General features: G+C 65.3%; 20 protein-coding genes. 5 read left to right on the top strand and 15 right to left on the bottom strand.

The genetic code is table 11. The annotated features are described in order from the left end of the window. The 6 genes from cobA to NX782_RS20565 all read right to left on the bottom strand — a co-directional run bounded on the left by cobA (position 1) and on the right by NX782_RS20565 (position 6,142). Complete coding sequence (gene cobA, locus NX782_RS20590; protein WP_258847356.1) at positions 1-717, bottom strand: uroporphyrinogen-III C-methyltransferase; 717 nt, start codon at positions 715-717, stop codon at positions 1-3. A 113-nt stretch (positions 718-830) separates the two neighbouring features. Then, a complete protein-coding gene (locus NX782_RS20585) occupies positions 831-2,171 on the bottom strand; it encodes a sulfate adenylyltransferase subunit 1 (protein ID WP_258847355.1) in 1,341 nt (446 codons plus the stop codon). Next, positions 2,171-3,109, bottom strand: a complete 939-nt coding sequence (gene cysD, locus NX782_RS20580) for a sulfate adenylyltransferase subunit CysD (RefSeq protein WP_258847354.1) — start codon at positions 3,107-3,109, stop codon at positions 2,171-2,173. The genes NX782_RS20585 and cysD overlap by 1 nt, the downstream gene beginning before the upstream one ends. Positions 3,110-3,151: 42 nt before the next feature. Further along, entirely contained in the window at positions 3,152-3,868 is a 717-nt protein-coding gene (locus NX782_RS20575) for a phosphoadenylyl-sulfate reductase (protein WP_258847353.1), read from the bottom strand. A 17-nt stretch (positions 3,869-3,885) separates the two neighbouring features. Beyond that, positions 3,886-4,458: a DUF934 domain-containing protein gene (locus NX782_RS20570; RefSeq protein WP_258847352.1), complete on the bottom strand. Its 573-nt coding sequence runs from the start codon at positions 4,456-4,458 to the stop codon at positions 3,886-3,888. Next, the gene (locus NX782_RS20565) at positions 4,451-6,142 is read right to left on the bottom strand and encodes a nitrite/sulfite reductase (RefSeq protein WP_258847351.1); all 1,692 of its coding nucleotides are present in this window, start codon (positions 6,140-6,142) and stop codon (positions 4,451-4,453) included. Before NX782_RS20565 ends, NX782_RS20570 begins: the two co-directional genes overlap by 8 nt. Before the next feature lie 312 nt (positions 6,143-6,454). On the opposite strand from NX782_RS20565, the gene NX782_RS20560 reads away from it, so the two are divergent. Then, positions 6,455-7,396, top strand: a complete 942-nt coding sequence (locus NX782_RS20560) for a CysB family HTH-type transcriptional regulator (RefSeq protein ID WP_258847350.1) — start codon at positions 6,455-6,457, stop codon at positions 7,394-7,396. 2 nt (positions 7,397-7,398) lie between these two features. Then, on the top strand, positions 7,399-7,929 hold the full coding sequence (locus tag NX782_RS20555) for a hypothetical protein (RefSeq protein WP_258847349.1): 531 nt from the start codon (positions 7,399-7,401) through the stop codon (positions 7,927-7,929). Between the two features lie 115 nt (positions 7,930-8,044). On the opposite strand, the gene NX782_RS20550 is transcribed toward NX782_RS20555, so the two are convergent. From NX782_RS20550 to NX782_RS20535, 4 genes are all read right to left on the bottom strand, one after another. After that, entirely contained in the window at positions 8,045-9,064 is a 1,020-nt protein-coding gene (locus NX782_RS20550; protein WP_258847348.1) for a porin, read from the bottom strand. A 107-nt stretch (positions 9,065-9,171) separates the two neighbouring features. Next, positions 9,172-10,326: a PAS domain-containing sensor histidine kinase gene (locus tag NX782_RS20545; RefSeq protein WP_258847347.1), complete on the bottom strand. Its 1,155-nt coding sequence runs from the start codon at positions 10,324-10,326 to the stop codon at positions 9,172-9,174. Positions 10,327-10,402: 76 nt separating this feature from the next. Beyond that, entirely contained in the window at positions 10,403-11,185 is a 783-nt protein-coding gene (locus NX782_RS20540) for a LytR/AlgR family response regulator transcription factor (RefSeq protein WP_258847346.1), read from the bottom strand. A gap of 56 nt (positions 11,186-11,241) precedes the next feature. Beyond that, positions 11,242-12,615 carry a sensor histidine kinase gene (locus NX782_RS20535; RefSeq protein ID WP_258847345.1) on the bottom strand — a complete coding sequence of 458 codons (1,374 nt, stop codon included), beginning with the start codon at positions 12,613-12,615 and terminating at the stop codon, positions 11,242-11,244. A 286-nt stretch (positions 12,616-12,901) separates the two neighbouring features. Between NX782_RS20535 and NX782_RS20530 the strand changes: the two genes are divergently transcribed. After that, positions 12,902-13,840 (top strand): exopolyphosphatase, encoded by a 939-nt coding sequence (locus NX782_RS20530; protein WP_258847344.1) that lies wholly within the window; start codon positions 12,902-12,904, stop codon positions 13,838-13,840. A 188-nt stretch (positions 13,841-14,028) separates the two neighbouring features. Here the strand turns inward: NX782_RS20530 and NX782_RS20525 are convergent, their stop codons facing one another. The 3 genes from NX782_RS20525 to NX782_RS20515 all read right to left on the bottom strand — a co-directional run bounded on the left by NX782_RS20525 (position 14,029) and on the right by NX782_RS20515 (position 18,377). Continuing rightward, the gene (locus tag NX782_RS20525) at positions 14,029-16,437 is read right to left on the bottom strand and encodes a sensor domain-containing protein (protein WP_258847343.1); all 2,409 of its coding nucleotides are present in this window, start codon (positions 16,435-16,437) and stop codon (positions 14,029-14,031) included. A 65-nt stretch (positions 16,438-16,502) separates the two neighbouring features. Continuing rightward, on the bottom strand, positions 16,503-17,774 hold the full coding sequence (locus NX782_RS20520) for a nitronate monooxygenase (RefSeq protein WP_258847342.1): 1,272 nt from the start codon (positions 17,772-17,774) through the stop codon (positions 16,503-16,505). A 117-nt stretch (positions 17,775-17,891) separates the two neighbouring features. Continuing rightward, on the bottom strand, positions 17,892-18,377 hold the full coding sequence (locus NX782_RS20515) for a YajQ family cyclic di-GMP-binding protein (protein WP_258847341.1): 486 nt from the start codon (positions 18,375-18,377) through the stop codon (positions 17,892-17,894). A gap of 108 nt (positions 18,378-18,485) precedes the next feature. Here NX782_RS20515 and murB point away from each other — a divergent pair, with 108 nt between their 5' ends. Together murB and NX782_RS20505 are read left to right on the top strand one after the other, a co-directional pair. Next, positions 18,486-19,514 carry a UDP-N-acetylmuramate dehydrogenase gene (gene murB, locus NX782_RS20510; protein ID WP_258847340.1) on the top strand — a complete coding sequence of 343 codons (1,029 nt, stop codon included), beginning with the start codon at positions 18,486-18,488 and terminating at the stop codon, positions 19,512-19,514. Positions 19,515-19,577: 63 nt separating this feature from the next. After that, on the top strand, positions 19,578-20,258 hold the full coding sequence (locus NX782_RS20505; RefSeq protein WP_258847339.1) for a hypothetical protein: 681 nt from the start codon (positions 19,578-19,580) through the stop codon (positions 20,256-20,258). A gap of 15 nt (positions 20,259-20,273) precedes the next feature. Here the strand turns inward: NX782_RS20505 and NX782_RS20500 are convergent, their stop codons facing one another. Next, positions 20,274-21,071: a c-type cytochrome gene (locus NX782_RS20500; protein ID WP_258847338.1), complete on the bottom strand. Its 798-nt coding sequence runs from the start codon at positions 21,069-21,071 to the stop codon at positions 20,274-20,276. Beyond that, positions 21,068-22,672, bottom strand: a complete 1,605-nt coding sequence (locus NX782_RS20495) for a cbb3-type cytochrome c oxidase subunit I (RefSeq protein WP_258847370.1) — start codon at positions 22,670-22,672, stop codon at positions 21,068-21,070. Before NX782_RS20495 ends, NX782_RS20500 begins: the two co-directional genes overlap by 4 nt. Positions 22,673-22,683 lie beyond the last annotated feature (11 nt).

Raw genomic sequence — 22,683 nt, 5'->3', positions numbered from 1 at the left:
TTAATCGGGGCCTTGGTGCTCGCGGCGCTGCAGGGCTTCGCCGATCATCACCAGCACCGGGCCCTGGGCCGTGTCCAGGCCATGCGCCAGGTCGGCAAGGGTCAGGCGCAGGATGCGCTGGTCGGGGCGGCTGCAGTTTTCGATGACCACCACCGGCAGTTCGGGGCGGCGGCCCAGCGCCAGCAGGCGCTCGGCGGTGGCGGCGGCTTCGCGCCCGCCCATGTACTGCACCATGGTGTCGGTGGCCGGCAGGGCAGGGTGGTCCGGTTCGTCCGGCGCCGTGCTGGAGGTGAAGAAGGCGACGCTGCGCGCCACGCCACGCTTGGTGAGTGGCTGCTTCGTCGCTGCCGCCGCGGCGACCGCCGTGGTGATGCCGGGGACGACTTCGACCTCGATGCCGGCTTCCTCGAGCGCGCGCAATTCTTCGTCGGCGCGGCCGAACAGCATCGGGTCGCCGCCCTTCAGGCGCACGACCAGCTTGAAACGCCGGGCGCACTCGACCAGTTGTTCGTTGATGAGGGTTTGCGCGGTGGAGCGCTGGCCGGAGCGCTTGCCGACCGAGATCTTCTCGGCCTGCGCACACAGCTCCAGCATTTCGGGTGTGACGAGGGCGTCGTACAGCACGACCTCGGCCTGCGCCAGCAGGCGCGCGCCGCGTACGGTGATGAGGTCAGCCGCGCCGGGACCGGCGCCGATTAGATAAACTTTTCCCAGCACCGAGCTGCTTCCTTATAGTTACGTCATTCCCGCGGAGGCGGGAACCCAAGTTTGCATGCGCTGACGAAACGCGTGCAACTTGGGTCCCCGCCTGCGCGGGGACGACGTGGTAGTTATTCACCCAGGCGAATCATACCCGCTGCCACCGTCTGGTGGGTCACTTCATCGATCAGGATGAAGGCCCCGGTCGCGCGGATGTCCTCATAGGCGTCGGCGGCCAGCGGCTGCTGCACGGCCAGCTCGATGCGGGCGATGTCGTTCAGCTTCAGGCCCTTGGCAGCATGGCGCTGCTGGGTGTTCACGTCGAGGATGTTTTCGATCGCCTTCACCTTGGCCATGGTCTGGCGGGTGCCGTGCTTGAGCCAGTACTTGCGGCGCAGGTCCAGCGGCTCGTCGGCCATCCAGCAGACGTCGGCCTCGACCTGCTTGAGCAGGGTGGCAGGATGCGCGGCCCCGGCCAGCACGTCGCCGCGCGAGACGTCGACGTATTCGTTCAGCAGCAGGGTGACCGACTGGCCGGCCACCGCGGTCTGCAGGGCGCCGTCGAAGGTCTGGATCTCCTTGACCGTGGCTTCGACGCCGGACGGCTGCACCACCAGCTTGTCGCCCACCGTTACCTTGCCCGATTCGATACGGCCCATGTAGCCGCGGAAGTCGTTCGCCTCGTGGCCGTTGTGGCGGGCCACCAGCTGCACCGGGAAGCGGAAGGGCGCGTCGTGGGTTTCGTCGTAGACGCTGATCGATTCCAGCAGCTCGATCAGGGTCGGGCCTTCGTACCAGGGCATGTTGTCGCCGCGCTCGACCACATTGCTGCCTTCCAGCGCCGACAGCGGAATCGCGGTGATGTCCTTCAGGCCCAGGCTGTTCGCGAATTCGGTGTAGGCGCCAACGATGCGGTCGTACACATTGCGGTCGTAGTGCACCAGGTCCATCTTGTTGACGGCCACGATCACGTGCTCGATCTGCAGCAGTTTGGCAATCGTCGAGTGGCGCTTGGTTTGCGTCAGCAGCTCGACCGAGCCGTCGTCGCCGAGTTTCACTTTCGAGACGTCGACCAGGATGATCACCGCATCGGCGGTCGAGGCGCCGGTCACCATGTTGCGGGTGTACTGCTCGTGGCCCGGCGTATCGGCGATGATGAACTTGCGCTTCGGCGTTGCGAAATAGCGGTAGGCGACGTCGATCGTGATGCCCTGTTCGCGCTCGGCTTCGAGGCCGTCGGTCAGCAGCGAGAGGTCGATGGTATCGCCCACGGTGCGCTTGTGCTTCGAGCGCGACACCGCCGCCAGTTGGTCCGCGAAGATGCCCTTGCTGTCGTACAGCAGGCGGCCGATCAGGGTGCTCTTGCCGTCGTCGACGGAGCCGGCGGTGATGAAGCGCAGCAGGCTGGCCTGGCCCGATTGGTCGGCGGCGTGGTTCAACTCAGTTTTCATATCGGCAGTCACGGCGTTCATCAGAAATATCCTTGCTTCTTGCGTTTTTCCATCGACGCTTCCGAGGTCTGGTCGTCCATGCGGGTCGCGCCGCGCTCGGTGATCTGGGTGATCGCGGTTTCGGCGATGATTTCGAGCGGCGTCGATGCGGTCGAGCTCACCGGGCAGGTGCATGAGATGTCGCCGACGGTACGGAAGCGCACGGTCTGGGTCTCGACGGTCTCGCCTTCGCGCGCCGGGGTCAGCGGGGTCAGCGGCACCAGCAGGCCGTTGCGCGGGATCACCTGGCGCTGGTGCGCGTAGTAGATCGGCGGCAGGGCCAGCTTTTCGCGGGCGATGTATTGCCAGACGTCGAGCTCGGTCCAGTTCGAGATCGGGAACACACGCATGTTCTCGCCCGGGTGGACGCGGGTGTTATACAGGTCCCACAGTTCCGGGCGCTGGGCCTTCGGGTCCCACTGGCCGAATTCGTCGCGGAAGGAGAAGATGCGCTCCTTGGCGCGCGCCTTTTCTTCGTCGCGGCGGGCGCCGCCGATGCAGGCGTCGAAGCCGTGCTCGGCGATGGTTTCCAGCAGCGTCACGGCCTGGGCCGCGTTGCGCGAATCGGTGGCCGGATTGCGCAGGCGCACCGTGCCCTTTTTGATCGAGTCTTCGACCGAGCCGACGATCAGGCGCTCGCCCAGCTCGGCCACGCGGGCGTCGCGGAAGGCGATCACTTCGTCGAAGTTGTGGCCGGTGTCGATGTGCACCAGCGGGAAGGGGAATTTACCCGGGCGGAAGGCCTTTTCGGCGAGGCGCAGCAGCACGACGGAGTCCTTGCCGCCCGAGAACAGCAGGGCCGGATTCGTGCACTCGGCCGCCACTTCGCGCAGGATGTGGATCGCTTCCGATTCGAGGGCGTCGAGGTGGCGGGAATTCACGTCGCCGAGTACGCCTGGGGTGTCGCTAAAAGTCGTCATGATGGCTGTGCCTGTCAATGTCTTGTGTTCGTCCCCGGCCGCTCAGGCAGCCACGGACTTGATACGGATGAGTTTGCCGTCAACCAGGTGCAGTCCGCATTCCTTGGACTCCGGGTTTTCCCACCACCAGCGGCCGGCACGGATGTCCTCGCCCGGCTGGATGGCGCGGGTGCAGGGCTCGCAACCGATCGAGGGATAGCCGCGCTCGTGCAGGCTGTTGTAGGGCACGTTGTTATCGCGGATATATTGCCATACATCCTGCTCGGACCAGTCGGCCAGCGGGTTGAACTTGGCCATGCCGTGGGCCGCGTCGTCTTCCTGCACGGCCAGTTCGGCACGGGTGGTCGACTGGGCGCGGCGCTGGCCGGTGATCCAGGCTTTCTTGCCCGCCAGCGCACGGCCGAGCGGCTCGACCTTGCGCACGCGGCAGCATTCCTTGCGCATCTCGACGCTGTCGTAGAAGGCGTTCAGGCCGTTCTTGCCGACGTATTCCTCGACCAGTGCCGGTTGCGGCCGGAACAGCGCGATCTCGACGCCATAGTGGTCGCGCACCTTGTCCAGCACTTCCAGGGTTTCCTTGTGCAGGCGGCCGGTTTCCAGCGAAAAGATGCCGATCGGCAGACCGGCCTTGAGGATCAGGTCGGTCAGGACCATGTCCTCGGCGGCCAGGCTGGACGCGAACACGGCCGGCGAAAAGTCGCGCGCGATGCGGGCCAATATGCCGCGGGTTTCTTCGACACGTGCGTGCAGGTCGCTCATGGTTTCTTCCTTGTGCCTCAGATGCCGGCGCCGATGTCGCTGTGCTCCAGCGGCACGTCGCGCTGGTGGCGGCGGAACAGCGGCAGCGGTTGGTCGGTCGAGGCCTGGTAGGTTTCGGAGAACACGGTCAGGCCCTTCAGCGCATCCTGGATGCTGCGGTCCTGGCGCGTCGCATAGGCGTCGAAGCCGCAGCGCTGCATCTGGAACAGCTGGTCGCGCAGCACATCGCCGATGGCGCGCAGCTCGCCGGTATAGCCCAGGCGCTTGCGCAGGTTGAAGGCGATCGAATAGCCGCGGCCATCGCTGAATTTCGGGAAGTCGACGGCGACCACCGCGAACTTGCCGAGGTCGTCCTTGGCACTGGCCGCCAGCTCGTCGGCGGCGAACCAGACGCCGATCTCGCCGGCGCCGGCGCGGCCCAGCAGGGTCTCGCGCTGCGCCTGCCACACGCTCAGGGGCAGGATGACTTTGCCGGCCGGGACGGCGACGCTGTCCGCCGCCTCAGCTTCCTCGAGGCGCAGCACCGACCAGTCGTCGGCGACGACTTCGCGGCCCTTGATGATCTGGGCGTGTTGTTGAATATTAGGCATATTGGTCTTCTCCGACAGCCAGTTCGCCGGTCGGAATCGGCGTGGCATACACATGTTCCTTGAATGGGGCGATGCCGAGGCGCTGGACGACGTCGACGAAGCGTTCGCCGTCGGCGCGCTCGCGCAGGTAGACGTCGAGCAGGCGCTGCACCACTTCCGGCATCTGCGAGGCCGAGAACGAGGGGCCGATGATCTTGCCGAGCGCGGACTGGTTGCCCTGCGCGCCGCCGATCGACACCTGGTACCACTCGGCGCCATCCTTGTCGACTCCCAGCACGCCGATGTGGCCGACGTGGTGGTGGCCGCAGGCGTTGATGCAGCCGGAGATGTTCAGTTCGATGTCGCCGATGTCGTGCTGGTAGTCGATGTCGTCGAAGCGCTGGGCGATGGCAGCGGCGATCGGGATCGATTTCGCGTTCGCCAGCGAGCAATAGTCGCCGCCCGGGCAGGAGATGATGTCGGTCAGCAGGCCGATGTTCGGCGTTGCCAGGCCTTTCGATTTCGCCAGCTGCCAGACTTCGAACAGTTTGGCTTGCTCGACGTCGGCCAGCACCAGGTTCTGCTCGTGGGTCACACGCAGTTCGCCGAAGCTGTAGCGGTCGGCCAGGTCGGCCACGAAATCCATCTGCTCGGCGGTGGCATCGCCCGGCGGCACGCCGGTCTTCTTCAGCGACAGCACGACCGAGGCATAGCCCGCCATCTTGTGCGGCTTGACGTTGCGCTGCAGCCAGTTGGCGAAAGCTTTATCGTTTTCATGGCCGGCACGCGGGTCGACGTTTTCCAGCGTCGCATACGGCGGCGGGTTGAAGTAGGCGGCGACGCGCTCGACCTCCTCGCGGGTCAGGGTTTCCGGACCATCCTTGAGGTCGGCGAATTCCTGCTCGACCAGGCGCGCGAATTCTTCCGGACCGGTGGCTTTCACCAGGATCTTGATGCGGGCCTTGTACTTGTTGTCGCGGCGGCCGAACTGGTTGTACACGCGCATGACGGCTTCCGTGTAGGTCAGCAGGTGCTGCCAGGGCACGAATTCGTTGATCACGCTGCCGATGATCGGCGTACGGCCGAGGCCGCCGCCAACCATGAACTTGAAGCCGACTTCACCGGCCTCGTTGCGCACCGCGGTCAGGCCGATGTCGTGCACGGCGATGGCCGCGCGGTCCTCGACGGCGCCGTTGACGGCGATCTTGAACTTGCGGGGCAGGGCGATGAACTCGGGGTGGAAGGTGCTCCACTGGCGGATGAGCTCGCAGAACGGGCGCGGATCGACGATCTCGTCGGCCGCGACGCCGGCGAACTCGTCGGTCGTGGTGTTGCGGATGCAATTGCCCGAGGTCTGGATCGCATGCATTTCCACCGAGGCCAGGTCAGTCAGGATGTCCGGCGTCTGCTCCAGCTCGATCCAGTTGAACTGGATGTTCTGGCGCGTCGTGAAGTGGCCGTAGCCGCGGTCGTAGGTGCGCGCAATGTGCGCGAACATGCGCAGCTGCTTGGTCGACAGCAGGCCGTAAGGCACGGCGATGCGCAGCATGTAGGCATGGCGTTGCATGTACAGGCCGTTCTGCAGGCGCAGCGGCAGGAATTCTTCTTCTGTCAGCTCGTCGTTGAGGCGGCGCTGCACCTGGTCGCGGTATTGGGCGATGCGCTCGCGTACGATGAGATGGTCGTATTGGTCGTAACGGTACATGGTTCGGATCCTGGTGTGGTGGGATCGTCCGAAACCTACTGCGCGTTGCACTTTTGGCTTGCGATGCTCCGCTACGGCGGACCGGCTGTACCGTAAGTACAGCTGCGCTTCTCAGCCAAAATTGCCGCCGCTCGCTACGGTTTCGAACGACCCTGAGACTGTCGTGGATCATGAATGTTGCCTAACAACATGATTTCGACACTCCCCGGTAGACTATGCGGAATATTAATAAAATGGCGGCTTATTCCAAACTACTGAGAATTTATTTGCTTATATGAGCCCGAGGTATAAGCTAGCTTGTAAAATGTGCCAATGAACCTACACCAACTACGCTTCGTCCGCGAAGCGGTCCGCCAGAACTTCAATCTGACCGATGCCGCCAAGGCGCTGTTTACCTCGCAGCCGGGCGTGTCAAAGGCCATCATCGAGCTCGAGGAAGAGCTTGGCGTCGACATCTTTACCCGCCATGGCAAGCGCATCCGCGGCCTGACCGAGCCGGGCCGGCTGGTGCTGGAATCCGTCGAGCTGATCATGCAGGAGATCGACAGCCTCAAGCGGATCGGCAAGGAATACGCAGCCCAGGACAGCGGCAGCTTCACCATCGCCACCACCCACACCCAGGCGCGCTACATGCTGCCGAAGGTGGTGCAGGCCTTCATGACCCGCTTCCCGAAGGTGAGGTTGTCGCTATTACAGGGCAATCCGCGCCAGATCGCCGACATGGTCAAGAACGACCAGGCCGACCTCGCCATCGCCACCGAATCGATCGCCGCCGTCGACGGCCTGATCACGCTGCCGTGCTACCAGTGGGAGCACGTGCTGGTGGTGCCGCACGAGCACGCGCTGACGCGCTCGAAGGCGATTTCGCTGGAAGAGATTGCGGGATACCCGCTGATCACCTACGATGCCGCCTTCGCCGGCCGCAGCAAGATCGACCACGCCTTCGAACTGCGCAATCTGAAGCCGGACGTGCTGCTGGAAGCGATCGACGCCGATGTCATCAAGACCTATGTCGAGCTGGGCATGGGCGTGGGCATCATCGCCGGCATGGCCTTCGACCCGGAACGCGACCGCAACCTGCGCGCCATCCCCGTCGGCCAGCTGTTCGGCATGAACGTCTCGCGCGTCGCGGTGAAGCAGGGCGCTTATTTGCGCAGCTATATTTATACTTTCATCGAGCTGCTCGCGCCTACGCTCAACCGCAAGATGGTCGAGTCGGCAATGCGCGGGACCGCCGACAACTACGAGCTGTAAACATGAATCACGAAGAACACGACGATTACGAAGACTACGAGGACGAGGATTACGAGGACGACGGGGAAGGCTTGTCGGACCGTGACGCCGACCTGGCCGATGTGCGCGAACAGGTCGCGCAGCTGACCGACGGCCTGCAGACGCTGACCCTGACCGGTGATGACGGCGTGGTGCCGGCGATCCCGGACGGCGCCGCCGGCTGTGGCGCGGTGGTCGCCGAGTTCTGCTGGTCGCGCCTGAAGCGCGCGGAGCAGGACGGCTTCCTGGCGAAGCTGAAGAAGGCGGCTGGCAAGGATGCGCTGCTGGTGTTGGTGGACGAAGTCTACGTCGAAGGCCTCAGCAATCCGGTGGCGCGCACCGATGCGGACGGCACCACCTACGAGATCGTCACCACGGAAGAGGGCCAGCGGATCGAGCGTCCGATGAGCTACCCGACCGACAGCGCGCTGCGCAAGCGCCTGTCGAATGCGGCGAAGGAGATCCGGGTCGCGCGCTGGGAGTATTTCTGGGTGTTGACCTGCAAGTTCAAATGATGACGTGACGGCTGCGTGGGGTCATGCGAAGCATGACGAACGTGCCCACGATCACGAACAAAAACGCGGCGCAGGAAGCAATTCCTGCGCCGCGTTTCTTTTCAGCAGACCGTGCTTAGAAGCTGTGGCGGATACCCAGCGAGAACACGTCCGGGTCCTTGCCCAGCGCGGTCGCGGCCGGCGCGATCGTCACCGACGACGAGGTCAGGCCGAATACGCCGCTGTTGTTGTTGTCCAGGCTGGCGTAGCTCGCGTACAGGTTGGTGCGCTTCGACAGCGAGTAGGTGTAGGCCAGGGCCCAGCTGTTGCCCTTGGCATTGCCCTGTTTCTGCTGCTGGTAGTTGGCGTACACGCGGTGCGCGCCGAAGGGCATAGCACCGCCCAGGTTGGCCTGCTTGTACTTGGTCGCGCCTTCGCGGTCGGCGGCCATGTAGTTGGCCTTGATCTCGAAGCCGCCCAGCTGGTCGAACTTGTAGGCCGCGCCGATGGCCGTTTCCTTGTCTTCGTCGGCCGGCAGACGGTTGACGACGTGGTAGGCCGCGCCCAGGTACAGGCCGCCCAGCGTGTATTCGACGCCCACGCCCTTCAGGTCGCCCGACGGGGTGTTGGCGGCGGTGACTTCGCCGGCCGAGTAGGCGGCCAGCAGCTTCAGGCCGTTCCACGACGGGCTCTTGTAGTTGACCGAGTTCGACAGGCGGCGGGTCAGGCGGTTGGTGGTGAAGGCCGACAGGTTGCTGCCGTAGAAGCCCTGGCCGAAGGCGTCGGTGGCGGCGGCCACGGCGGCGATCGGCGAGTATTCGCGGCCCAGGGTCAGGCTGCCGAAGCCGCCTTCGAGGCCGACCACGGCGCGGCGGCCGAACAGGGCGGAGTCGCCGGCGCCGGTGTCGATCGAAGCGCCTGCTTCCAGGTTGAACATGGCTTTCAGGCCATTGCCCAGGTCTTCAGTACCGCGGAAGCCGAAGCGGCTGCTCGACTGGTTGCCCGAGTTGATCACGGTGGTGCGGCCTTCCGGGCCGCCGACGTCCTGCGACGAAACGGCGGCGTCCATGATGCCGTACAGGGTGACGTTGGTCTGGGCGGCGGCGAACAGCGGGGTGACGGCTACCAGTGCGGCTGCCAGGCGTTTGGCTTGCATTCAGAACTCTCCAAGTAGATGACGAAACGGGTCGAAACGCGTCGCATCTTATCGAAGAGATATGTCGGTTTGATGACAGGATGAAAGATTGAGGTTTTACCAAACGATCAGACCATGTGGCCGCTGACCGGGACCACGATGTCGATCCGGGTGCCGGGCGGCTCGTCGGAGGTGATGCTGATCTCGCCGTTCATGGCCCAGACCCGTTCGCGCATGCCGATCAGGCCCAGGGACTCGGCTTTTTCCATGTCTTCGGGACGGATGCCGCGGCCGTCGTCGCGGATGGTGATCAGGAGGTCGCCGTCCGAGCGGAACAGGTTCATGGTGACGGACGTGGCCTCGGCGTGGCGCGCGATGTTGGTCAGCGCTTCCTGCATCATGCGGAAGATCGCGGTGCTGGCGCTGTCGTCGAGGCGCAGTTCGGCTTCGTCGGCGAGCAGGGTGGTGGGGATGCCGTAGCGCTCGACGAAATCGTCGCGAAGGCCGCGCAGGGCGAAATACAGGCCGCCCTCATCGAGCGCGCGCGGGCGCAGGTTGGTGGCGATGCGGCGCAGCGAGCTGATGGCCGTCAGGAGGTTCTGCTCCATGCCGTTCATCAGACGCAGGCTCTCGGCGGTCATGCCGTCAGTCTGCTGCAGCAGGGTCAGGTCCATGCGCAGCGAGGCCAGGATCTGGCCGAGGTCGTCGTGCAGCTCGCGCGCGATGTGGGTGCGTTCTTCCTCGCGGATGGTCTGCAGCGCGGCGGATAGTTGGCGCAGCTGGTCGTGCGAGCGCGTCAGCTTGTCCTGCACGCGCTTGCGTTCGGAGACGTCGCGCATGATCACGGTGTAGAAGGGCGCGCCTTCGTTGGCGCGCGAAATCGAGCCTTCGATGGGGAAGCGTTCGCCGTCGGCGCGCAGGCCGGTGACGGCGTAATCGGTGGCGCGGCGGCCGGCGCGACCGCTGCCGGCGCGGAAGTAGTCGAGCATCTCGTCGGGTCCGTGCCCGGTGGTGGCGGATTCGATCCAGCGCGCCAGCGGGCTGCCGATCATGCCTTCCACCGTGGTGCCGAACAGCGCGGCGGCGGCGGGGTTGGCCATCACGATGGTGTAGCTGCCGTCGGCGGAAATGATGGCATCGTGGGCGTCGTGGACGATCTGGCGGCTGGCCGGCACGGTATCGAGGTCCTTGGCTGGGGCGCGGCCCAGCCGGCGGCCGGCCGCGAGCCCGATCAGGAGAACGGTCGCGGTCCAGGCGGTCGAGCGAAGGCGCTGTCGGTTCATGGATGCGTGTAAAAAGCGGCCCGCAAACGCGGGCCCGGCATCTACCTTAAACGGCAGCGCTCCGTGACGGCTTGATTTACATCTGCTTGAACAAATGCAGGAAGCTGCGGCTGACTTCCAGCTTGTCGGGGCGGCCCTTGATCAGGACCAGGTGGCGGCCGCGGATGTCGCGCGTCACGCCTTCGATGGCGTTGACGTTGACCAGGGTCGCGCGGTGGATCTGCCAGAACAGCGAAGGATCGAGTTCCTCGGCCAGGTCGCGCACCGGCTTCCTGATCAGGGCCTCGAACTTGTCGGTCTGTACGCAGGTGTATTTTTCGTCCGAGCGGAAGAACAGGATTTCTTCCACCGGAATCATGCGCAGGTCCTGGCCGATGCTGGCCTGGATCCATTGCAGGTATTTCGGCTTGGGCGCGGCGATCTTCTCGGCCAGCTGCGACAGCATGGCGGTGACGGTATCGCTGACGTTGGCGCTGGCCGTGGCGCCCGTGCTGGCCGGTGCCGCCAGACGTTCCTTCAGGCGCTCGACCGTGATCTTCAGGCGCTCCGGCTCCGGCGGTTTCAGCACGTAGTCGACCGCACCGCGCTCGAAGGCCTCCACCGCGTACTGGTCGTAGGCGGTCACGAACACGACCTGGCTGGCGTCGCCGATGTCGCGCGCCGCTTCCATGCCGGTCTTGCCCGGCATGCGGATATCGAGGAAGGTGAGGTCGGGTTTCAAGGCCGAGACCAGCTGCACGGCTTCATCGCCGTTCTTGGCCTCGCCGACGATCTCCAGTTCCGGCCACACCTGGGACAGGCGGGTACGGAGCAGGTCGCGCATCAGTCTTTCGTCGTCGGCAATGATTGCGGTAGGCATGGCAGGACAAGTAAAGGAAGAGTGACAATTATTCAATGAAAAGCCGTGTCAGGCAATCATTTTGATGCCAACTGATAGGGCACCTCGATGGTCGCGATCACGCCGCTCGGCACATTCGCGGCAATGTGCAACTGGCCGGCCTCGCCGTGCAGCAGCTTCAGGCGCTCGCGGATGTTCGACAGGCCCAGGCCGGTGCCCTTGCTCGGCATGACGCCGAAGCCGACGCCATTGTCGGCCACCGTCACGCGCAGCTTGCTGTCGACGATCTCGGCCCGCACTTCCAGGTGGCCGCCGTCGGGCTTGCACTCCAGGCCGTGCTTGATCGCGTTCTCGACCATCGACTGCAGCATCATCGGCGGGAAGGCCGCGCTGCGCAGGCCATCCGGCACCTGCAGGTCGACCGTCAAACGCTCTTCCATGCGCATCTTGAGCAGGTCGAGGTAGGAGGTGACCATGTCGACTTCACGGCCGAGGCTGGTGGTCAGGTTGGCGTCGCGCATCTGCGGAATCACGGCGCGCAGGTACTGGATCAGGGTGCGCTGCATGGCCGAGGCGCGCGGCGGGTCGGTCTCGATCAGGTGCTCGACCGAGGCCAGGGTGTTGAACAGGAAGTGCGGCTCGACCTGGGCCTGCATGGCCGCCATCCGGGCTTCCGACAGCTGGCGCTGCATGGATTCGCGCTCGGCCGCGGCGGTGGCGCTCTGCATCTCGGCTTCCGCGCGCTTCTTGCCGCTCATCAGGGCCTTGGTGCCGAACAGGGCCAGCACCAGCAGCCAGACGAAGCTGGTGAACCAGGTCGAGGCCTGCTTGTGATAGCTGCGCGCCTTGGCTTCGGCGGCATCGTCGACGGCCGCTTCGATGGCGTCGGACAATTCCTCGCCGATCTGCGGCGGCAGGTCGATATGGACTTCGCCGCCGTTCGTGCCGCGCACCAGTTTGGCGCCGAGCGGCTTGTCGCTGGCGGCGGGGATGGGTGGCGTCGGCGGCGTCGGCGGTACGGTGTCGGCGGCGTTCTTTGCCGCTTCCTCGGCATTCTTCTGCGCCGCATCGGCGTTCTTGCCGGCCTTTTCGGCTTCCTTCAGGGCATTCGCAGAGATCGCGGCCGCTGCCGCTTCGGCCGCCTTCTGGGCCTCGGCGTCTTCGTCGTTGCCGCGGCGCTTGCCGCGTGGACTGATGCGGATGCCGCTGTCGTCGATCATGATCGCCGGCTCCGACTTGCGGGCGCTGCGTTCGGTGCGCACCGGATCTTCCTCGCCGCCCGAGAACAGCTCGTCCTGCAGGATCTGGCCGGCGATCAGCATCAATGCGGCGAACAGGAAAAACTTCCACCACGACAGGCGCGTCACCCAGGTCGCGACCGCGTCGAACGCGTGGTAGAGCCGCGACAGGGTGTTGGAAAAGGATTGCTGGGTCGTACGCCGGGTCTGCATGGAGTGCATTTTCTACAATTAATCGGCGAGTGTAACCGCTACAGGGGCAGGCAGCGGAAAACCCGTTCTCATTCCCAGCATCGCTGTTGGGATGTTGCAACTTTAATTCCTGGTCGCCCGGATTGCCAGGGGAATGCGACAGCCTGCAGGAACAGGGGAATGGATGGCAGCGGGCTGCGTGGTAAAAATGCGGCTTGGAAAGATACAAAAATGCAAGGTATGATGGACCGACGCCCTGGCTGCGCCAGCCCACGATTCGTTCTTCCTGCAATGAAAGGGTTTGCTAATGTCTGCCGTTCCACAACGCTACCGCCTCGTTACCCGCAGCGACTTCGACGGCCTGGTCTGCGCCGTCCTGCTCAAGCACCTGGACCTGATCGACGATATCCTGTTCGTCCACCCGAAGGACATGCAGGACGGTAAGATCGCCATCAACCAGCGCGACATCACCACCAACCTGCCTTACGTGGCGGGGGCGCACCTGGCCTTCGACCACCATCTGTCCGAAACCATCCGCAACAGCGGACGCCGCGAGAACCACGTGATCGATCCGCGGGCGCCCTCGGCCGCCCGCGTCGTCTACGACTACTACGGCGGCGCGCGCGTGTTCCCGAGCGCCTGGCGCGACATGATGGACGCCGTCGACAAGGCCGACGCCGCACGTTTTTCGCGCGCCGAGGTGCTCGACCCGAGCGGCTGGAACCTGCTGAACTTCCTGATGGACGCGCGCACCGGCCTGGGCCGCTTCCACGACTTCCGCATCTCCAACTACCAGCTGATGATGGACCTCATCCAGCACTGCCGCACCCTCGGCATCGAGCAGATCATGGGGCTGCCCGACGTGCGGGAGCGCAGCGCCCTGTACATGGAGCACAACGAGCTGTGCAAGCAGCAGATCCGCCGCTGCGCGAAGCTGCACAAGAACCTGGTCGTGCTCGACCTGCGCGAAGAAAAGACCATTTTTGCCGGCAACCGCTTCCTGATCTACGCGCTGTTCCCGGAAACGAACATCTCGATTCACGTGCTGTGGGGCCTGAAGAACCAGAACACCGTGTTCGCCACCGGCAAGTCGATCCTGAACCGCACGTCGAAAACGAACATCGGCGCGCTGATGCTGGAATACGGCGGTGGCGGGCACGAGAATGCGGGGACTTGCCAGGTGTCGAACGAGATGGCCGAGGATGTGCTGGGAGCCTTGATTCAGCGGATCACGTCCGAAGGCTAGCAGATACGCCGTCATCCCCGCGCAGGCGGGGATCCAAGGGCTGCGTGAGCCGTCGTAACGCAAGCAAACTTGGGTTCCCGCCTGCGCGGGAACGACGTGGTGAGTGCGGGAGCGACGTGGTGAGCGCGGGAACGACGTGGTGAGTGCGGGAGCGACGTGGTGAGCGCGGGAACGACGTCCTTGGCGGGTCAGGCCGGTTGATGGGTCTTGAGCATCTGCTGGGCCGCTTCCGCAGCGAGCGGCTCACTGAACCAGATCCCCTGCAACTGGTCGCAGCCATGCGACTTCAGGAATTCCACCTGCGGCCGCGTCTCCACGGCCTCGCCGACCACCTCCATGTTCAGGTTGTGCCCGATGTCGATCAAGCTTTTCACGAGGCTGCCGGTGCCATCGGCGATGCCGTGCACAGTATGGCGCGACAGCTTGACCTGGCCGGCTTCGAGCTGCTGCAGATAAGCGAGGTCGCACAGGCCGGCGCCAAAACCGTCCACCGACACGCACACGCCGAGCTCGCGCAACTGCCGCGACAGGTCGCGTCCCAGCCCGGGGTTGCGCAGCAGGCCGTCGATGGGCAGGTCGAGCTGCAGGCTGTCGGCCGGCAGCGCATGGCGCGCCAGCAGGGCGGACAGGTTGTCGATGAAATCGGCCTGGCTGTATTCGCGGTAGGACACGTTGACGGTGACCGGCACGGCGGACGCTCCCACGCCTTGCCCCCCGGTCTGGCGCAACTGCGCGGCAAAGGCGCAGGCATGGTCCAGCACGCGCCGGCCGATCGGCACGATGACGCCGTTTTCCTCGGCCTCGGTCAGGAAGCGGGCGGGCGGCAGCACGCCCTGCTCGGGGTGGCGCCAGCGCAGCAGGGCCTCGAAACCCATTATCTGGCCGCTGCGCAGCGAGATGCGCGGCTGGTAGAGCAGGAACAGCTCGTCGTTCTCGAGCGCGTGCTGCAGGTCTTCCTCGATCTTGCGCTTGGCATCGTTGCTCGAGCGCATATCGGCCGAGAAGAAATGCACGTCGTTGTGGCCATTGCCCTTGCCGTGGTACATCGCGACGTCGGCCGCGCGCACCAGCTCGGTGGCGGTGATGCCGTCGTGCGGATAGAGCGCCACGCCGACGCTGGCGCCGACCGGGATCTCGCGGCCGTTGAAGGACACGGGAATCGCGAAGCTCTGGCGCAGGCGCTCGACCATGCGCAGCGTGAAGCACAGCGAAGGCTGGTTGGCCAGCACCAGCACGAACTCGTCGCCGGACATGCGCGCCACCGTGTCGCTGTCGCGCACCGAGGCCTGCAGGCGCCGCGCGACCACCTTCAACACCACGTCGCCGGCCTCGTGGCCCAGGGTATCGTTGATGGTCTTGAAGTTGTTCAGGTCGATCAGCACGGTCGCCACCAGCGACTTCTGACGCTGCGCCATGTGCAGCGCCTGCTCCAGCCGGTCCCACAGCAGGTTGCGGTTGGCCAGGCCGGTGAGGGGATCGTGGTTGACCTCGTGCTCGAGGTGGGCGGTGCGCAGCATCGATGCGGTGACGTCGTTGATCACGCCGATGAAGTGGGTCACCTTGCCCTGTTCGTCGTGGACCGGCGTGATGTTCAGGTCGTTCCAGAACAGCTCGCCGTTCTTGCGCAGGTTGCGCAGCACCACGTTGACCGGGCGCTGGGCAGCGATCGCTTCGTGCAGCAACTTGCGCTCGACCATGTCCATGCCGGGGGCGGCCATGAAGCGCGGATCGCGGCCGATGACTTCCGCCATGCTGTAGCCGGTGATGCGCTCGAAGGCCGGGTTGACGTATTCGATCGGGCTGTCGGGACCGTCGCTGTGGGCGATCACGATGCCGTTGCTGGCTGCGTGCAGCGCGCGTTCGCGCAGGCGCAGCTGTTCCTCGCGCTGGCGCCGTTCGGCGATGTCGATGCCGACCCCGAACAGGTAATGGCCGCCGTTGCAGCGCACCTGCGCCCCGCGCAACAGGACCGGAATTTCCTTGCCGTTGCTGGCCACGAAGTCGACTTCCAGCTTCATTTCCGCGCCCTCGTCGAACACGCGGCGGATGGCGTCGTTGAGCAGCGGGCGCTGGCCCAGGTCGAGCAGGTCGGCCGCGCGCGCGGCGGCCAGCTGGTCCGGCGCCATGGCGGTCAGGCGCTCCAGGTTGCGGTTCCAGAGCACGAAGCGACCATCGCGGTTGAGGGCGTAGAAGGTGCCGGGAAACAGGTCGACCACGCTGGACAAGGGCGTGCGCGCCACGTGCGCCGATTCCGGTGCGTTGCGTTCGAATTCGGTGGTGACGGACACGGCGCAGCCGATCAGGCCGCCGGCGGTATCGAATTGCGGCGCCATGGCGAGGGTGGCGGAAAAGATGCGGCCGTGGGCGCAGTGCAGGTCGGCGCTCAGCTGGGCGCCATCGGGGCGCTGGGCGAGGGCGGCCCAGCCGGCGGTCCAGGCATCGCGCGCGCTGGCGACGAACAGGCTGGTGACGGGACGGCCGAGTGCAGCGTCGGCAGGGATGCCGAACAGCGTTTCAGAACCTGCGTTCCAGGTGGTGATATTGCCCGCGTCGTCCGTCAGGAAGACGGCGCGGGCGGGCGGATCGGTGTCGAACATCAGGCTCCCCATGCAAGGCCAACCGCTGTTGGACAGCGCCTGGGGAGAACCGTTCCGTTCGGGTATCAGGCGGCGGCGGAATCCGCTTCGCGCGGCGGCAGGGCGACCTGGTTGTCGACGCTGAACTGGTAGTCCTTGAACACGTGCTCGGCCGACAGGATCTGGTAGCGGCCATCGGCCAGCTTGTGGGTCGTGTCCTTCAGACGATAGGTGGTCGAACCGCAGGTCCAGCAGTTGAAGTTGCGCATGTGCGTGCACAGGCAGGTCTTGTCGAAGACCTTGATGTCCTTCGAGCCCGGGTTGGCCTGCACCTCGCGGTTGTACGAGTTGATGTAGGCACAGTTACCGGTGGCATCCAGCAGGTAGCCGTAGGACTCGCAGCCGGGACGGATGCCCGAGCCGATCGCCGGGGTCTGCTTCAGCATGCGCATCGGGTAGCCGGTCGGCGAGACGCCGTTGACGATGATGTCCTCTTCGCTGGCGCGGAAGTATTCCTGCTTGACGTCATCCGGCAGGCCGCACTCGTGGGTCACGGTGAAGCGGGTCGCCACCTGCACGCCGCCAGCGCCTTTTTCCAGGAAGCCGGCCGCATCGCTGCCGGTGAAGATGCCGCCCGCGGCGATCAGCGGAATGTTCAGGTGCTCGGCGCGCATGAAGGCATGGATCTCGTCCATGATCGTGTGCAGGTCGTACTGCTGCCAGTCGTCGATGCCGAAGCCCAGGTGGCCACCGGCCAGCGGGCCTTCGACGACGATGTAGTCGGGCAGGCGGTCCAGGCGCGAAACCTTGCGCAGGAACAGCTGCAGCGCGCGCACCGAGGACACGATGATGCCCAGCTTGGCATCGCGGAAGCGCGGATGATCCTTGATGAGTTCGAACGAACCGAGGTGCAGGCCGGCCGACATGGTGATGCCGTCGATGCCGGCGTCGAGCGCGGCCGACAGGCGGGTGCGCAGCGTTTCCTTGGGCGCGTTCATGGTCAGCTTTTCCATGCAGTTCACGAAGATCAGGCCATCGCCTTTCTTCGCTTCCATGGTTGCGCCGACATGCAGACGGGTCGCTTCGGCCAGGCGGTCGAGGTCGAACTGGACCACCGACTTGTCCATGTTGTTGATGTTGAACTTGTAGAGCTTGGTTTTTTCCTTGACGAAGCTCGTATCGAACTTGCGGTCCGAAACGTCGGGCACCATCGCATCGGAGATATGGCCGATGCCGCCGAGGCGCGCCGCCTCCAGTGCCAGTTCCGACGTCGAGATATCGACCCCCATTCCGCCGATCATGATGGGCACGTATTCCTTGCTGCCCAAGCGCAGGCGGAAATCATCTACTCGTTTCATTGCATTCCTTAACAACCAAGACTGTTCGCCCGCCATTTTACCCCAGGCGAAGGCGGGTTAAGCGCCCCATTTAGCGCACGGTCGTGCGGTAAATGGGGCGGCCGAAGCGGTCTCGCCTCAGTCGCGGAAGTTATTGAACGCCAGGGGCAGATCGGTCACATCCTTGCGCAGCATGGCGATCGCTTCCTGCAGGGTGTCGCGGTCCTTGCCGGTCACGCGCACGGATTCGCCCTGGATCGACGCCTGCACCTTCATCTTGCTTTCCTTGATCATCTTGGTGATCTTCTTGGCGTCCTCGGTCTCGATGCCGTTGCGCACCTTGAGCACCTGCTTGACCTTGTCGCCGCCGATTTTTTCGATCTTGCCTTCGTCCAGGAAGCGGACGTCGACCTTACGCTTGGTCATCTTGTTCAGCAGAACGTCCTTGACTTGGCCGATCTGGAAGTCGGAATCGCCGTATAGGGTGATTTCCTTTTCTTTCTGCTCGACCTTGGCCGAGGTGCCCTTGAAGTCGAAGCGGGTTTCGATTTCCTTGCTGGATTGGTCGACAGCGTTCCTGACTTCAACCATGTCTGCTTCGCAGACCACATCGAACGATGGCATTGTGTGTTCCTTTTTTTATATGGTGACGAATGGCGATATTGTAACGGACCGCCGGCATCGAGGCGCCTGTTTCCCTCTATAATCACCGGGCCAACTTCGGACCCAGCCATGCAAGCACTGCCCATCGCACACGACATCTCCCTCCAGCAATTCAACACCTTCGGCATCCCCGCCCGCGCCCGGCGCTACCTGCGCGTCGAGGACCCGGCGCAATTGCAGGCGCTGGCCGCCGACCCCGCACTTGCCGCCTTGCCGCGCCTGGTACTCGGCGGCGGCAGCAACCTCCTGATCACGCGCGACGAAGTCGAGCTGCTGGTGCTGCACATGGCGCTGATGGGCAAGGAGATCGTCGGCGAAACCGCCGATGCCGTCCTGGTGCGCGGCCGCGCCGGCGAGAACTGGCACGAATTCGTGCAGTTCACCCTGGCGCAGGGCCTGGGCGGGCTGGAGAACATGTCGCTGATCCCGGGCACGGTGGGCGCCTCGCCGATTCAGAACATCGGGGCCTACGGTGCCGAAGTCAAGGACCTGTTCCATTCGCTCACCGCCTTCGATTTCACGACCGGCGCCACGCGCACCATGTCTGCCGCCGACTGCCGCTTCGCCTACCGCGACAGCGTGTTCAAGCACGAGGACGGACGCCAGCTGGCGGTGCTCGACGTCACCTTCGCGCTGCCGAAAGCCTGGACCCCCAACCTGCGCTACGCCGAGCTGGCGCGCGAACTCGAGGCCGAGGGCATCGCCGCGCCCCAGCCGCGCCAGGTCGCCGATGCGGTGATCGCGATCCGCCGCCGCAAGCTGCCCGACCCCGCGGAGATCGGCAATGCCGGCAGCTTCTTCAAGAACCCGGTGGTGAGCGGCGAGCATTGCGCGCGGCTGCTGGAACAATGGCCGAACCTGGTGCATCACCTGCAGCCGGACGGTACTGAAAAACTGGCGGCCGGCTGGCTGATCGACCAGTGCGGCTGGAAAGGGAAAGCCCTGGGCCGCGCCGGCGTTTATCCGAAGCAGGCGCTGGTGCTGGTCAACAATGGCGGCGCCAGCGGCGCGGAAGTGCTGGCGCTGGCGCGGGCGATCCAGGCCGATGTGCGGGAGCGTTTCGGGGTCTTGCTGGAGCCGGAACCGGTGATGGTGTGAAGGAGGGCGCTCGGCGTGACACTTGGTGAGTTTCGCCGGCCGGCGCCCCGCTAGAATGGGTGGATGCATCTCGCCGCCAGCCTGCACCGAATCACCACGCCGCACCGACAGCATACACGCGCGCCCATGCTCGGCTGGGGCATCAGCCTGCTGGTCCACGCACTTGGCGCGGCCCTGTTGTGGCATGCATGGTCGCTCAGGCATGCCGAGCAGGACACCGGACCGGTCAGGCGGATCGAAGTCAGGCTGATACCGATCGCGCCTGCAGCGCCGCCGGCGCCGATGCCGGATGCGGCCGCGCCGCGCGCCAGTTCCCGTGCTCTCCAGACGCGTGCCGCACCCAGAGCGGCGCCGCCACCGCACCGGATGCCTGCGCAGGACGCGGCCGCATCGCCGACTGCCGCCGTCCCCGAGGCTGTCCCCAACGCCAACGCCAACGCCAACGCCGACACCGTCACGCCGACCGACGCCGGCACCGCCGCACCAGCCGTCGATCTGCAAGCCGCACGCGCGGCCGCACGCCTGATCGCAAGGGAAAACGGCAAGGGCCTGGTGGCGCTGCCGGAGCGCAAGCCGGTGGCCGATCCGAATGCCGACCGGCATGTCGTCGACCGCTTCGAGCGCGCCCGCCGCGTCGATTGCCAGAAGGCCCGTGCCGAGAGCGCCAATCTGTTGGCCAACGTGATCGGGCTGGCGGTGGACCTGGCGAAAAACGCCATCGACGACAGCGGCTGCAAGTGGTAGCCGCTTTCCGGGCGCTCAGCGCGAGGCGTAATACCTGGCCAGAATATCCACCTCGCTGTCGGTCAGCTGGTGCGCCGCGTTGCGCATCTGCCGGTTGATGTCGTTCGCGCGCCGGCCCGACTTGAAGGCGTTCAGCTGATCGCGCAGGTAGGCTTCCGGCAGGCCGTCCAGCACCGGCGTGGCGGCGCGGGCCACGCTGGGGCTGTGGCAGGTCGCGCAGGCGCCGATGTTGCGCATCGGCGAACCGTTGCTGACCAGGCGCGGCACCTCCGGACGCAGGTTGGCGTGGCGGATCAGGGTCTCGCGCGTCTGCTGCGAATAGAAGGCGGCCAGGTCGTGCATGTCCTGGTCGCTCAGATTGGTCGCCAGCGGCTGCATCACTGCGCTAGGGCGGTGGCCGGACTTGAAGTCGCGCAGCTGCTTGTAGGTGGAGGTCGGCGGCTGGCCCGCCAGGTGCGGCGCGTCGGTGCCGGCCGAGGCGGTGCCGCGCGCGCCGTGGCACATGCTGCATTGCAGGGCCAGGGTGGCGCCGCGGCCGACCGCGGCGGTATCCACCGGTCCCATCATCTGGGTGTTGACGATCACGCTGGTCGGGTACACCGCCTGTTCCTCGGGTAGGGCCGGATTGCGGTAGCGGGTCGGCACGCCGGCGGCGCTGCAGATCGCATCCCACAGCGTTGCATTCGGATCTTGCGCATGGGCGCGCGGCAGCCACACCAGGCCGACGAGAAAGGCCAGCACGAAGATCAGCGCCACGGCGCCGACGCTGATCGTGAACCAGCGGTTCTTGAAAGAGAAGAGCGGCTCGTTCATGGCTTGCCTCCCACCGGCACCGCCGGCACCGAGGTCTGCTTCAGCGACACCAGTTGCGCGATCGGATAGCCGTAATTGACGATCGACAGCCCGATCATCAAGGCCAGCCACAGCGCGTAGCTGTTCAGGGCCACGGGCAGGCGCCCGGTGGCGTGCACCGGCTGGCTGAAGCGGAATTCGGGCAGCTCGACCAGGCGCGCGCGGTGGCCGCGCAGCAGGATCAGCAGGAACAGCAGGCCGGAAATCACCATCAGCAGGCCGCCGACGAAGCTGATCAGGACCGTCACGGCCTGCGGCGCGATCTCGGGGTTGGTGTAGTCGAAGTAGGCCATGCGGCGCGGCATGCCCATCACGCCCACCACGTGCCAGGGGAAGGTGAGGATGATCATGCCGACGAACCACAGCCACAGTTGGGCCTTGATCATGGCGTCCTGGACCAGGGCGCGCCCGGTCAGGTGCGGCCACAGGTCGTAGGCCAAAGCGAAATACATGATGACGATGGCGCCGGCGAAGATCAGGTGGAAGTGGCCGGTGATCCACTGCGTGTTATGGACCGCGAAGTCGAGCTGGTAGCTCATGTTGATCAGGCCGCCCGCGCCGCCGAAGCCCAGCAGGATGAAGGAAAAGGCCACCGCCAGCATCATCGGATTACGCCAGGGCAGGGCCTTGACCCAGCCGAGCGCGCCGGTGCCGCCGCGCAGCCGGCCGGCGATCTCGACCGAGGCGGTGATCGTAAACACCGTCAGCAGGGTCGGCACCGACACCATGGCCGTGAACACGGCGTGCAGGAACTTCATGCCGGAACCGACCTGCGGATCCTGGAACAGGTGGTGCATCCCGATCGGCATCGAGAACACCAGGAACAGGATGAACGAGATGCGGCCCATGACGTCGCTGTACAGGCGTCCGCCGATGGCGCGCGGCACCAGCGTGTAGAAGGCGATGTAGGCCGGCATCAGCCAGAAGTAGACGATGGCGTGCAGGGTCCACGAAAAGAACACCCGCGCCAGGCCGGCGTCGATGGTGTTCTTGAAGCCCAGCGCCACCGGCAGGATCAGGAACAGGATCTCGACCGCGGCGCCGACCGAGGTCCAGGCCCACAGGTAGGCGCCGGCCACATTGGCGAACATCGGCAGCGGCACGGCTTCGCCGGGATGCGCCTTCTTCCAAACCCGCAGGTTGACCGACATCAGCGCCACCCAGATCCAGGAGCCGACCACCACCAGCACCACGCCGATGTAGTAGGCCGGGTGGCCGATCAGCGGCGGGTAGAAGGTGTAGAGCACGGTGGCCAGGCCCGCCGACACCGGCGCCATCGCCACCACGGTACCCAGCAGCACCAGGATGAAGCCGGTCCAGGCCCAGCGCCGTCCGACCAGCGGCTGCTTCAGCGCCAGCTCGACGATGGCGTAGCCGAAGCCCATCGCCACCAGGGTCGGGAACACGTAGCCCATCGCCGACCCATGCGCCGTCACCGAGCGGTAATAGAGCTCGGGATTGCCGATCCAGTCGCGCAGCGGGCTGCGGATGTACATCTGCCATTCGCCCAGCACGAGGGCGACGAAGAAGGCGGCGAAGGCCACCCAGAAGTGGGACAGCACGAGCTGCCTGG

The sequence above is a fragment of the Massilia norwichensis genome, from assembly GCF_024753245.1.
GTDB classification, from domain to species: Bacteria; Pseudomonadota; Gammaproteobacteria; order Burkholderiales; family Burkholderiaceae_D; genus Telluria; species Telluria norwichensis.
Note: the sequence above shows the minus strand (reverse complement) of the source record. Positions and strands in the feature narration are given on the sequence as shown.

What these genes read in the sequence shown, in the direction of transcription:
- NX782_RS20520 (WP_258847342.1), bottom strand. Translation starts at nt 17,774, where the DNA reads ATGAAACGAGTAGATGATTTCCGCCTGCGCTTGGGCAGCAAGGAATAC.
- cysD (WP_258847354.1), bottom strand. Translation starts at nt 3,109, where the DNA reads ATGACGACTTTTAGCGACACCCCAGGCGTACTCGGCGACGTGAATTCC.
- NX782_RS20515 (WP_258847341.1), bottom strand. Translation starts at nt 18,377, where the DNA reads ATGCCATCGTTCGATGTGGTCTGCGAAGCAGACATGGTTGAAGTCAGG.
- NX782_RS20560 (WP_258847350.1), top strand. Translation starts at nt 6,455, where the DNA reads ATGAACCTACACCAACTACGCTTCGTCCGCGAAGCGGTCCGCCAGAAC.
- murB (WP_258847340.1), top strand. Translation starts at nt 18,486, where the DNA reads ATGCAAGCACTGCCCATCGCACACGACATCTCCCTCCAGCAATTCAAC.
- NX782_RS20565 (WP_258847351.1), bottom strand. Translation starts at nt 6,142, where the DNA reads ATGTACCGTTACGACCAATACGACCATCTCATCGTACGCGAGCGCATC.
- NX782_RS20505 (WP_258847339.1), top strand. Translation starts at nt 19,578, where the DNA reads ATGCATCTCGCCGCCAGCCTGCACCGAATCACCACGCCGCACCGACAG.
- NX782_RS20530 (WP_258847344.1), top strand. Translation starts at nt 12,902, where the DNA reads ATGTCTGCCGTTCCACAACGCTACCGCCTCGTTACCCGCAGCGACTTC.
- NX782_RS20585 (WP_258847355.1), bottom strand. Translation starts at nt 2,171, where the DNA reads ATGAACGCCGTGACTGCCGATATGAAAACTGAGTTGAACCACGCCGCC.
- NX782_RS20525 (WP_258847343.1), bottom strand. Translation starts at nt 16,437, where the DNA reads ATGTTCGACACCGATCCGCCCGCCCGCGCCGTCTTCCTGACGGACGAC.
- NX782_RS20575 (WP_258847353.1), bottom strand. Translation starts at nt 3,868, where the DNA reads ATGAGCGACCTGCACGCACGTGTCGAAGAAACCCGCGGCATATTGGCC.
- NX782_RS20500 (WP_258847338.1), bottom strand. Translation starts at nt 21,071, where the DNA reads ATGAACGAGCCGCTCTTCTCTTTCAAGAACCGCTGGTTCACGATCAGC.
- NX782_RS20540 (WP_258847346.1), bottom strand. Translation starts at nt 11,185, where the DNA reads ATGCCTACCGCAATCATTGCCGACGACGAAAGACTGATGCGCGACCTG.
- NX782_RS20545 (WP_258847347.1), bottom strand. Translation starts at nt 10,326, where the DNA reads ATGAACCGACAGCGCCTTCGCTCGACCGCCTGGACCGCGACCGTTCTC.
- NX782_RS20555 (WP_258847349.1), top strand. Translation starts at nt 7,399, where the DNA reads ATGAATCACGAAGAACACGACGATTACGAAGACTACGAGGACGAGGAT.
- NX782_RS20535 (WP_258847345.1), bottom strand. Translation starts at nt 12,615, where the DNA reads ATGCAGACCCGGCGTACGACCCAGCAATCCTTTTCCAACACCCTGTCG.
- NX782_RS20550 (WP_258847348.1), bottom strand. Translation starts at nt 9,064, where the DNA reads ATGCAAGCCAAACGCCTGGCAGCCGCACTGGTAGCCGTCACCCCGCTG.
- NX782_RS20570 (WP_258847352.1), bottom strand. Translation starts at nt 4,458, where the DNA reads ATGCCTAATATTCAACAACACGCCCAGATCATCAAGGGCCGCGAAGTC.